General features: G+C 58.2%; 1 protein-coding gene. It reads right to left on the bottom strand.

Going from position 1 to position 263, the window contains the following annotated elements:
• On the bottom strand, window positions 1-263 hold a 263-nt coding region (locus ACFZPT_RS26750), incomplete at both ends, for a VOC family protein (protein ID WP_379559137.1).

Raw genomic sequence — 263 nt, 5'->3', positions numbered from 1 at the left:
ATCGCGTCCTTGATCGACGGGACGACAAAACCCAGATGGTGCAATCCGAAACCGTGACGCGAATGCCATTCGTGGTACGAGCTGGGGCCCTCGAGGAGTTCGATCAGCTCGATTTGGGGACCGACACCGACAAAAGCCAAGCGCATGCCGAACCGTCCTTCCTCACCTCGGTAGTTCAACTCCGGAACGTTGTCGGGCCAATACGTGTAGATCGACCAATCGTCTCGGCCGAGAATGCCGCTCCACAGTGCAACGGCCGATTC

This window comes from Pseudomonas sp. MD330_10, assembly GCF_042610415.1.
Lineage (GTDB): Bacteria > Pseudomonadota > Gammaproteobacteria > Pseudomonadales > Pseudomonadaceae > Aquipseudomonas > Aquipseudomonas rhodesiae.
Note: the sequence above shows the minus strand (reverse complement) of the source record. Positions and strands in the feature narration are given on the sequence as shown.